Annotated in this window: 10 protein-coding genes; 8 read left to right on the top strand and 2 right to left on the bottom strand. The window is 48.6% G+C overall.

Translation table 11 applies throughout. The features are described from left to right. Positions 1-7 precede the first annotated feature (7 nt). The 3 genes from AC3RCI_RS23475 (at position 8) to AC3RCI_RS23465 (ending at position 2,252) form a co-directional block, all read left to right on the top strand. Positions 8-1,027, top strand: coding sequence for a YhcN/YlaJ family sporulation lipoprotein (locus AC3RCI_RS23475; RefSeq protein ID WP_154896327.1), 1,020 nt, complete (start codon positions 8-10; stop codon positions 1,025-1,027). Positions 1,028-1,274: 247 nt separating this feature from the next. Next, positions 1,275-1,499 carry a helix-turn-helix domain-containing protein gene (locus AC3RCI_RS23470; protein ID WP_017692532.1) on the top strand — a complete coding sequence of 75 codons (225 nt, stop codon included), beginning with the start codon at positions 1,275-1,277 and terminating at the stop codon, positions 1,497-1,499. 213 nt (positions 1,500-1,712) lie between these two features. Next, positions 1,713-2,252 carry a DUF4303 domain-containing protein gene (locus AC3RCI_RS23465; protein ID WP_492526649.1) on the top strand — a complete coding sequence of 180 codons (540 nt, stop codon included), beginning with the start codon at positions 1,713-1,715 and terminating at the stop codon, positions 2,250-2,252. A 158-nt stretch (positions 2,253-2,410) separates the two neighbouring features. Here the strand turns inward: AC3RCI_RS23465 and AC3RCI_RS23460 are convergent, their stop codons facing one another. Further along, positions 2,411-2,758 (bottom strand): hypothetical protein, encoded by a 348-nt coding sequence (locus AC3RCI_RS23460; RefSeq protein ID WP_336782836.1) that lies wholly within the window; start codon positions 2,756-2,758, stop codon positions 2,411-2,413. Positions 2,759-2,973: 215 nt separating this feature from the next. Between AC3RCI_RS23460 and AC3RCI_RS23455 the strand changes: the two genes are divergently transcribed. The 4 genes from AC3RCI_RS23455 (at position 2,974) to AC3RCI_RS23440 (ending at position 6,295) form a co-directional block, all read left to right on the top strand. Continuing rightward, a complete protein-coding gene (locus AC3RCI_RS23455; protein ID WP_492526647.1) occupies positions 2,974-3,837 on the top strand; it encodes a MurR/RpiR family transcriptional regulator in 864 nt (287 codons plus the stop codon). A 1-nt stretch (position 3,838) separates the two neighbouring features. After that, the gene (gene nagB, locus AC3RCI_RS23450) at positions 3,839-4,567 is read left to right on the top strand and encodes a glucosamine-6-phosphate deaminase (protein WP_492471961.1); all 729 of its coding nucleotides are present in this window, start codon (positions 3,839-3,841) and stop codon (positions 4,565-4,567) included. Further along, positions 4,564-5,778, top strand: a complete 1,215-nt coding sequence (gene nagA, locus AC3RCI_RS23445) for an N-acetylglucosamine-6-phosphate deacetylase (RefSeq protein ID WP_492526645.1) — start codon at positions 4,564-4,566, stop codon at positions 5,776-5,778. The genes nagB and nagA overlap by 4 nt, the downstream gene beginning before the upstream one ends. A gap of 145 nt (positions 5,779-5,923) precedes the next feature. Further along, positions 5,924-6,295: a hypothetical protein gene (locus tag AC3RCI_RS23440; protein ID WP_336782827.1), complete on the top strand. Its 372-nt coding sequence runs from the start codon at positions 5,924-5,926 to the stop codon at positions 6,293-6,295. A gap of 686 nt (positions 6,296-6,981) precedes the next feature. Here AC3RCI_RS23440 and AC3RCI_RS23435 read toward each other — a convergent pair. After that, positions 6,982-8,337 (bottom strand): dipeptidase, encoded by a 1,356-nt coding sequence (locus tag AC3RCI_RS23435; RefSeq protein WP_336782825.1) that lies wholly within the window; start codon positions 8,335-8,337, stop codon positions 6,982-6,984. 212 nt (positions 8,338-8,549) lie between these two features. On the opposite strand from AC3RCI_RS23435, the gene AC3RCI_RS23430 reads away from it, so the two are divergent. Then, complete coding sequence (locus tag AC3RCI_RS23430) at positions 8,550-10,958, top strand: helix-turn-helix domain-containing protein (RefSeq protein ID WP_492526643.1); 2,409 nt, start codon at positions 8,550-8,552, stop codon at positions 10,956-10,958. Positions 10,959-11,019: the final 61 nt, after the last annotated feature.

The raw sequence follows: 11,019 nt of genomic DNA, 5'->3' as shown, positions 1-11,019 counted from the left end.
ATGAGACATGCCAGCAGCCAAAAAGGCGAAAGCAATCAGCTTATCATTGTCTACTGCAATTTTTGTAATGGCCGGACTGACAGGGTGTGGTGATGGCCGGGATAACAACAATATGCAAACCAATAATGCGGGTCAGGAAGTTCGAGGGCTCAACCGTTATGGTGTGGAGACCAATGGAATGGATGGCATTCGTGCCAAGAGTTATCGCATGCACAATGTCACTGACCTGAAATCCAGTGATGAACTGGCAAAACGCATTACCGAAATGAAAGAGATCAAGTCGGCCAATGTACTGTTAACCGATCGCAATGCATATGTTGCTGTCCGTTTGACAGATGGTCATGCCGGCAAGATGGATAGCCAGGCGAATGGTAACGGTAACGGTGGTCGCAACAGCACAATGAATGGTAACCTGCGTAATCGTGCGAGCGGAACCATGCGCAGCGAGAGCATGAATCAGGATCTGGGTGGTATGCGTGTGCATGCAGGCGACGGAACGATGTCTCCGTACACGACGAGCGGTATTGCGCCAGGGTTGAACACCGGTTCCGCTACAGACCGCAGCCATATGGGGAATGACCGCAGCATTTACGGAACGATGGGTACCGGAACCTTCGGCATGATGCGTGGGCTCACGAACACGGGCAGAGAACGCACCATGAGTGATGGTCATTACGGAATGCAAAGTGAAGGGCAAGGCGTAGGGCAACGCCAGGACAGCTCGGATGATAATACTTCTGAAGAGATCAAAGGAAAAGTTGCTGCAAAAATCAAGCAATTTGCTCCAAACGTGGAGAATGTCTATGTATCGGCAAACCCGGATTTCGTTGATCATGTGCAGACATATGCCGACGATATTCGTAACGGCAAGCCGGTTAGCGGTATGATCGACACGTTCCAGTCCATGGTTGAGCGCATCTTCCCTACGAATGCCATGGATCAGCGTCGTGATGGAATCCTCGGCGATGGCATGATGAACCGCAACAACAACAATAATGATGGCATTATGAATCCTAATCGTCGGTAGAACAGCTAAACAAATATGCCTTTGCGCTGATGGGTACATCAGTGGCAAAGGCATATTTTTTTATCGCAACATCTAAGAAAAAGCAGAACTACATAACGGTGTGTATCTTCCATTACGAAGGATCAACAAATGACTGCCCATTTTTTTCATAAAACTGAACCATCGCCCTTGACCTGACATAAGATGAGTTGACTGTATCCCCTTAACCTTGTTACACCAACACAACCCGAGCAAGGAGGGGTGAACATTGAAGGGTATCGATCATAAAAGCAAATTTTTGTTGACCCACCGTGAACGCGAAGTATTCGAATTGCTGGTTCAGGACAAAACGACGCGTGACATCGCAGGGCAGTTATTCATCAGCGAGAAAACGGTGCGTAACCATATTTCGAATGTGATGCAGAAACTCAATGTTAAGGGTCGTTCGCAAGCAGTTGTAGAGCTGATTAAGCTCGGAGAACTGAAGATCTGACGCGAATAACAGTTAGGAAGTTGAAGCAGCATGAAAGCCTTTCTCTATTCTTTAAATGATGAAGAATGGGGCAAGGCTTTTTTGCTTTTTAGCCGAGGGAAGCAAGCATAAGTGACAAACAAGGTCACGAAAATAGCAGCTTGTTCCAATTGTTAAAATCAACCATAATAAGCTTATAGATCATGATTACATAAGAAATGAGAGGAAAGAAAAATGAATCACTTCTTAAAGGAATTTGAGGACAAGTTTAGAGCCGGCTTTCTTCCCGATCTGGAGCAAACGCTGCAAGAGATGCAGGATGAAAAAGTATATGCTTGCGCATTTGGAACAGACAGTGACTGGATTACCCTGTTTATGGCGGCAAATACGGAGGAATCGCTAGCGAGGCATATTGCCAGGATGAAAGAAGAAGGACTGTCTGACAGTGAGCAGGACGAAATCTACTATCGATGGGGCTGCTCCGAATATCAGTATGGCGAAGATACACATTTTAATCATATTAGCCGATTGTTGTATGCAACGGAAGATGTTCAGCATTATAAGGATGAGATGATTAATATTATTGCCAAGGTTGTGAGTGAAACACCGAATGAAGTTTTTGCCCGGTACGGACAATCAAAAGCAGACATTACGTTCTTCATGTCCATGACCGATGATGATGAGGCTGAAGAACTGGAGAATCAATCGGTTATATTGATGACAGAAAGTAGCCTGGCCAGTGAGTTTTTGAAGCGGTATGATGGTCTGGAGTAGTTTATTGATTGGAGACAAGATAGCCTTGCCACACAATGTATAAGATGAGTTAACGGAATGGAATGAAGTATATTTGGTTTCATTTCAAAGTCTTTCCCTGTTCTTAATCGGATTAGGGAGAGGCTTTTTTTGTTATATCCTGAAAAGAAATGAACTCCCTACATAAGGCTGTTTTCTCGAATAAACAATCTCCATGAGCTCTTCGAAAAAGGTTGATAAAAGAGCTGCTCAAACGCCTCGTACCGGGCCTCATCCAGATGTAGATAGAGCGCCTTTTTGGCGATTTTGGCAGCTGGTTGCGAAGCAGACTTCCGACCTCCCGCTTTTCGCCTGACCGGAATATGAAACTGCAACAAATCCTCCAGGCGGTCCCAACCTTCCCAGCTCATTCTTCCGCCACGTTTCCAGTCGACTGCATACAGGGCATAATAGTCCCGACCACCGCTTTGCTTGACAGCAATAATCCAGGAGGAAGGGATCATCTTTTGTTGTTGTCGTTGATTCACTTGAGGGTGCTCCTTCGTTGATCCATAGACTGCATTCATCTTTACTATAAGCCTTATGTCTTGTCTGCTTCAAGAAGCATTGATGTAAACTTTCATTTTGAACATGGAGTAAATTCCCTTGATTTGCAGATGGAGCTTGATTAAAATGAAATTATAAAAATTATTTTCTTTATTTATTTTAAAAATATAAAAATTATTTTCAGAGGAGAAGACTTATGGCAGCCATCATACATGCGTTACAGCAAGAGCTGGATGGACTTCCATCGCAGGAACGGCGGATTGCAGAGGTTATTTTGCAATCTCCGTCGGATATCCCCGGCTGGACGATTAATTATCTTGCTGAACAAAGCGGAACCAGTCCAGCAACGGTCACCCGCTTCTGTAAGTCCTTTCACTTCAAGGGTTTCCCGGATTTCAAAATGAAGCTGGCCGCAGAGCTGTCTCATTCGACGGACAAAACGGCTTATCAGGATATCTTGGCAGGCAATCCGTTGTCCAAAATTGTGGAGGCCATCGAAGCCAACCACCTTGCCTCCATTGCGGATACCACCCGGCTGCTGGATTTGGGCAGATTGGAGCATGCAGTTCAGCTATTATGCCATGCTCGTCGCATTGACCTGTACGGTGTTGCGACCTCATCCATCGTGACACAGGATTTCTATCAGAAACTCGTGCGAATTGGCAAAAGCTGTACGGCCTTTTCGGATTCACATATGCAGATTACGTCAGCTTCCTCGCTAAGTGAAGGAGATGTGGCCATGGCCGTGTCCTACTCGGGGGAAACGCCAGAGACCATCGATGCCCTGCATTGCGCCAAACAGGCGGGAGCTGCAACAATCTCACTTACTTCCTACGGTAACAACAAGCTGGCCGGCGTATCCGATATTCCTTTATTTACGTCTTCACTGGAAGAGGGCATGAGACGGGGAGATATGGCTTCCCGGATTGCGCTGCTGCATGTCATTGATATTTTGTTCACAGGCATGATGAGTGCCGATTTTGACCGCTTTATCCCCAAACTGGAACAATCGTATCACAATGTGCAGTCCTATCGAGTTCAAAAACATGGAGGTGCGTGAGATGAATATACGTATTTTTGAAAATGAAGAAGACCTTAATGCTACAGGTGCTGGCCTGATTGCCAGCTTGCTGCAAACGAAACCACGGGCTGTGCTCGGACTCGCAACGGGAAGTTCTCCGGTGGGCATTTATAAACAGCTCATTAGCTTGTATCAGAAGGGTCTGGTGAGCTTCGCGCAGGCTTCTTCCTTCAATCTGGATGAGTATGTCGGGCTTCCGGTGGAGCATCAGGAGAGCTATCGCAGCTTCATGAATGAGCAGCTCTTTCATCATATTGATATCGATCTGGCGAAAACGCATGTACCAAACGGGCAAGCAGCCGACCTGGACCAGGAATGTGCCATGTATGAACAGCGGCTGGATGACCTGGGACCTGTAGATCTTCAGCTGCTGGGTATCGGACATAATGGACACATTGGCTTTAACGAACCGGGGAATGAGTTGACCGGACGCACGCATGTGGTGGATCTGAAAGAAGAGACTCGCAAGGCCAATGCCCGTTTTTTTGCAAGTATCGATGAAGTCCCTGCTCAGGCCATAACGATGGGTGTAGGTACGATTCTGAAAGCCAAACAAATTTTGCTGATCGCCCGCGGTGAGGAAAAGGCCGAAATCATTCGCGAAGCCTTCATGGGGCCGATCACAACCCAGTGTCCTGCGTCCTTGCTGCAATGCCATCCAAATGTGGTTGTCCTGCTGGATCGTGCTGCCGGGAGGTTGGTCAAATGAACGATAAAGGCATAGCCCATTTGGAAAAAGAGAGCGGCAGCCCCATTTATCTTCTTCGCGGTAAAATGGTACTGCCTGAAGGTCTGGCGCAGGATGGCCTGCTCGCCTGGACCGAAGGGAAAATCATATATGCCGGGTCACCGGAAGGTCTGCCGGCATCTATTCGTAATCAGGCGGTCTCCGTGTCTGTACCCGATGGGGGCGTTATCGTCCCCGGGTTTATTGATATCCATGTCCACGGTGGCTATGGAGAGGATTTCATGGATGCGAGCCAAGAAGTGTTGGACAAGATTACTTCATTTCACAGTACGCAGGGTACGACTGCCATGCTTGCAACATCCATGACTGCTCCGAAGGACAGACTGGATCGGGTGCTCGCTGAAGTGGACCGTTATCGTTCCAAGCCCATGCCATACGCCCAGCTTGAGGGGGTGCATCTGGAAGGACCGTTCTTTAGTCCAAAATGGCCTGGTGCGCAGAATCCGGAGCATATTGTACTGCCCAATGTATCCTGGCTGGAAGCGTGGGAAAAAGAGTACCCCGGCCTGATTCGCCAAGTTACGCTGGCGCCGGAACGGGAAGGGGCACTTGAAGTCATTGCGTGGCTGTGTGAGCAGCGAATTACGGCGGCACTCGGTCATACGGATGCGACCTACGAAGAGGTGGAGCGAGCGGTTGAAGCCGGGCTGCATCACGCGGTACATACGTACAATGCAATGACTCCGCTGCATCATCGTAATCCCGGAGCCGCGGGAGCCGTGCTGAGTGATCCAAGAATCAGTGCTGAAGTGATTGCTGATGGCATTCATGTGCACCCTGCGGCGATCTCCATCCTTGCCCAGCTGAAGCAGTCTGACGATCAGCTCGTGCTGATCACAGATGCCATGTCGGCTGCCGGACTGGAAGACGGGGAATACAAAATCGGCGACCTGCCCGTGATCGTGAAGGAAGGCGTAGCCAGATTAAAGGACGGCGGCGCACTAGCGGGAAGCACACTGACGATGATTCGTGGCTTCCGCTATCTGGTACAAGACGTGGGCATGAGCCTGAGCGCTGCATCTCGCGCAGCCAGTCTCACCCCGGCACGCCTGCTCGGAATCGACCATCGCACCGGTTCCCTGGCTGCAGGGAAACAGGCAGATATCGTTTTGCTTAACCAGGAATTGGGTATTGAGGGTGTATGGGTTAAAGGCAGAATGATTGGCGGTTAGGGTGTATGGTAAGGAACAGAACTTTCAGGAGTAAGATCAGAAGCATGACGGTTTTCCGCTGGAGAGGCAATCGGGTGAGTAATGTGTTAAAATAGTCTCAAAAAAAGACGGGATCTGCGGATCACGCATAACGGAGGCGTGAAACATGGAACGTAACGCTATGCTCGAGTTCGATCCATTCCTCACAGAGCTGGCGGAAAAACTGCACGTGCACGGATATTATGCCTTTTATGGTGAGCATTACAATGAAGCCGATATGGAGCAGTACCGCAGACACCTGTTTAACTCATTCCGCAATATCGTATGGGTAGAGCTGGATGCACGCAAAAAATATATGATTGTCGATCATCGTGGACGAAACACCGTCATGAAATTGATCGATGGCATGCTGAATACCCGTAGAACACTGCGGGCCAATCAGGCGATGGCGGGGACGGATACGTCCAATGTTCAGCAGGAGATTACCCATCTGACGCAGATGGTGCACAAGCTAAGATTTACGACGTTTAGAACATAAGTGATGTAAACCAAGAGAGACTTCCCTCAAGGGGAGTCTCTCTTTTGTATTACAACAGTCTAACGAATCCATGCCACCTTAACGCAAGGTTTCGTACAGAATGCCAGAGTTAACGAACATCAGTCACGTTAATACAACGTTTACCTATTCGAGATACGTCCACAGCAGGGAATAACACGTCTCTAATTCGTTAAACCAACCATTTCAAAGTAATCAGTCTAATAACGCCCGCTCAGTTCGTTAAATGGTCCAGGTGTCAGATTAAACATTAACTTCTAACCTCGCGCTACTAATTCAACGACAAAAAGAGTGTCCCGTCATAAAACAGACGGGACACTCTTCTTTTTAAATTGCACTTAACCTCTATCCACATGTAAAGGTGGCCTCAATCGTAAGATAAGTTTGGGCAATTGCTGCAAAAGTAGTGAAGGGAACGAAATCGACTCAAATAAAAGCGACAGCCGTTAGGGCCATCGCTTTTATTTGTTATTCCTCTATCTATACTTAAGTTGGATAACTATTTACACGATTAACGGAGCGGGGAGAAAAAAGCTGAAGAAGCGGAGCGTTCGTGTTTATCACCGGGATTTCTCCCTTTAACAAAGGGAATCAAAGAAATCCGGGGATAACAGCGATCGGAAGCTTGTTCTCCCTGCGTAGTGTCCTCGTGTAACGAGTTTTTCAACTTACAAGCTCTTCAAGAATTGTACAATCGTCAACAACCCTTTATCAAAGTTCTCCAGGTTGAAGTGTTCATTTGGTGCGTGCAGGTTCTCGTCCGGCAAACCAAAGCCCATCATCACGGCAGGAACGCCGAGAACACGGGAGAGCTTCTCAACGATCGGGATGGAACCGCCATCTTTGGTAAACAGGGCACGAACGCCATACACCTGCTCGTAAGCGTCAGCCGCTTTTTGAAGGATCGGATCGGTCGGATCGGTATTGAACGCAAAGGCTTTCTCGATTTGTTTCACATGCAGCGTGGCACCTGGCTGTACGTGTGCACGCAGGTGTGCTTCAATGCGATCCAGCACCTGTTGCGGGTCTTGGTCGGCAACTAGGCGGCAGGTAATTTTGGCATGAGCCTCTTTTGGGATGACGGTTTTGGTACCTTCACCCTGGAAGCCGCCCCATACACCGTTCAGCTCCAGTGTTGGGCGTGCGCCAACACGTTCCACGAACGAGTAGCCTTCCTCGCCATACAATTGCTCCAGTCCAAGATCCTGGCGAAGCTGCTCTTCATTGAAGCCTTGCTTCACGAACTCTTCTCTCATTTCCGGAGAGAGGGGGAGAACGCCATCATAGAAACCATCCACGCTCACGCGGCCTTGCTCATCATGCAGTGAAGCGAGCAGGGATACGAGCGCATGCAGTGCGTTCGGTACACCGCCGCCGAAGGAGCCGGAGTGCAGGTCGGTGTTGGCCGTATTCAGATCTACCTCGAGCGAGCAAAGACCGCGCAGGCCTGTGGAGATCGCCGGTTTTCCTTTTTCGAGCAGGGAAGTATCGGAGATCAATACCATGTCTGCACGAAGCTTGTCCGTATTATCATTCAGATAGATCGGCAGGTTCGGGCTGGAGATTTCCTCTTCGCCTTCGATGCAGAACTTCACGTTAACCGGAAGTTCCTTGTTTTCAGCCAGCAGGGCTTCTACGGCTTTGATATGTAAGAAGATCTGTCCTTTGTCATCTGTCGCTCCACGTGCGAACAGTTTTCCGTCCCGAACAGTAGGTTCGAAGGGAGGCGTTTCCCATAGGTTAAGCGGATCGACAGGTTGTACATCATAGTGTCCATAGATCAGTGCTGTTGGTTTGCCAGGAGCATGCAGGTGGTCTGCATAGACAATCGGATGTCCAGCGGTTTGAATAACCTCTACATTTTCCATGCCTGCACGTGTCAGTGCATCTGCCGCCCATTGTGCAGCACGGTTAATATCCTCTTTATGAGCCGAAATGGCCGAAATGCTGGGAATGGACAGCCATTCATTCAGTTCTGCCAGATGTTTTTCTCTATTCTCCTGAAAATAAGTCTGTTCTTTCATTAAAAAAGCCTCCTTCATGTTTTGCTTTATCCTATTGTAATCCATTTTGGCATCTTAATAAAACATTGGTTAAAAAATGATCGGCTGTGTATCGTTCCATTCCGCCGGAAATTGTGAGTATAATACAGGAAACGGATTTCATCCATATTTTCTCAGCAGGGGAGTTGGGGAAGTTCCCATGATAGTCAGACCACATGCAAGCAGGCAGGTGAATGATGATGGAAACGACTAAAAGAGAGAGACCGCCAGGTCGATTGGCGCGTTTCCCAGGGTTCACGTCTGGACGCCACAAAGGACGTTTTTACCGGAATAGTCTGATGATTATTTTGCTCATTGCCAGCATCCCCGGATTGATTACAGGTATCGTGATGTACCAGCTGGTTGTTGGCAGAATGGAAAATGAATTCAATCGCATGCATCAAAGCCAGATCGAGAATCGGGCACGCAATGTGGACGACCAGCTGGCCTACCTGGAGATGACCCTGTCGCATTGGGCCTTTGAGCCAAGGTTTGGCAATGCACTGCGAACCCTGGACTTTGTCTATTATTTTAATGAAACGCAGGAGATCGTCACCACATTATATGTACTGGAAGGGTCACATCCCCTGATTAAGTCTGCACAGCTGTATTTGCAGGAACCGAAGCCGATCCTGTTTAACCGGGAGTATAACGAATTATTAGATGATGCGAAAATAAAAGCCTATGACCGTTACCTAGCCATGGGCAATCATGTGTACTGGACAGACTGGGTATCCAGCGGAAGCATTCAACCAGCAGCTGCCATGAATAGCAGTCTGCTGCATACCGATGCAGGCAACGCGCTGGTTCTGGTACATAAAATCCCGGGTGAACATAATAATCCGTTCGGTGCACTCATCATTACCCTGGACAACGAAAAAGTCGCCAGTTTGTTGAAAACGCTTACTCCTTATGACGAAGGTCTAACCTTTCTTATGGATCAGGAAGGCAATACGCTGGTCACCGGTAATCCGGGAGGGGGCCAGCAGAATTCAGCCTTTGAACAGCAGCTTAAGGAAGAGGTTGCACAGCATGCTGACAGCACGTCTTTTTTGTTCAAATATGAAGATCAGACCTACTCCGTATCCTACGGCTCCTTAAGCCGAATTGATTCCGAATGGACTTATGTCTCCGCTGCACCGCTGACTTCTGTGACATCACCGGTGAAACTGGTATCCAAAATTATTGTCATTGCGAGCGCAGGCAGCCTGCTGCTGGGGCTCATGTTATCCTGGCTTGCTTCACGGCGGATTTACTCCCCTGTGGCGAGAATGCTTCATCTTCTGACACCAGGCAAACATGAGGCTCAGGCCAATCCGAGGCTGGACGAATTCCAGCTGCTGGAACAGCAGTGGAATGAGCTGACTTCCCGGAGTCTTACCGCACACCGTCAATTGCAGGAGCAGCTGCCTCATTTGCGTGACAGCTTTGTATTGCAGCTGGTTCAAGGACACTTATATGCCTACAACGAGGAAGACCTCCAGAAGCGCATGAAGAATCTCGGATTCGAAGTGGAGGGCCAGCAGTTTTTGCTGCTGCAAATGTATTTTACGGGTTATGCCCGGCTGCAGGGACGATTTGGAAGCCAGGATACCGGCCTGGTGACCTTTGCAGCTGTAAACATCATTGAAGAGGTGGCCAAAAGCTATTTTAACCAAGTCAGTATGATGAACTTTCATGACCTATCATCAGCCATGCTTGTCATCGCACCGAAGGATGAACAGCTCAAGCCGCAGGCATTGCTCTGGGGTCAGGAGCTGGTAGAGGTTATCGGGAAGACGCTTAAAATGAATGTCACGGTCATGATTAGTCACTCCACAGATTCCTTGCATGAGCTGCCCGGCATCTTTGTTGAGATGGAACAGGCGGTTGCTTATCGCAGCATAGAGGAAGGGAGTCAGATACTCGATCTGGAAGATGAGCAGTGTTTTCGCAGAGCGGAAGAAGCAGCTTATCCGCTGGGCTTGGAACGTGAGATGATTCAGGCAATCAGGCTCGGTAAGCAGGAGGAAGCGGATCGGGTGCTGGAACAGTTTATGGGTGAAATCGCCCGGACGGGCAGTACCGAGTTTCAGGTGCAGCAGATGATGCTGCAGCTGCTCGGAAGTGTTCAGCATATGATGCTTCAGACGGGGGTAACACCTTATAAGCTGTTCGGAGGCAGCAATATGTACGAACGATTGTCTGCAATTCGCGAACCTGCACAGATGAAGCAGTGGATGATGAGTAAGGTGCTGGTGCCCTATATACAGGAAATCGAGCTGCGATCGCAGGAGCCGCTGAAACAGGTGGTGGAACGGACGATGCTGTATATGGATGAGCATTATCGTAACGAAATCTCACTGGAAGGCTGCGCAGATGCAGAACAGATGACTCCCTATGCCCTTAGCAAAGCCTTCAAGCAAGTATCGGGCATGAACTTTATTGATTATTTGACAAAGGTCCGAATGGAGGCGGCCAAACAGCTGCTGCGTGAGACAACGATGAAAATTAATGACATCGCAGCTGCTGTTGGCTATCAGCACAGTTATTTTAATCGCATCTTCAAAAAACAGGAGGGGGTAACGCCAAGCCAGTATCGGGATCAGTGGTTTGGTAAATGACCTGTGTACCACCTTGCCGTCTCACCGGGATCCGAACCATCGGATTCCGGTTTTTCTTGTT

Source organism: Paenibacillus sp. MT124 (assembly GCF_058792755.1).
Note: the sequence above shows the minus strand (reverse complement) of the source record. Positions and strands in the feature narration are given on the sequence as shown.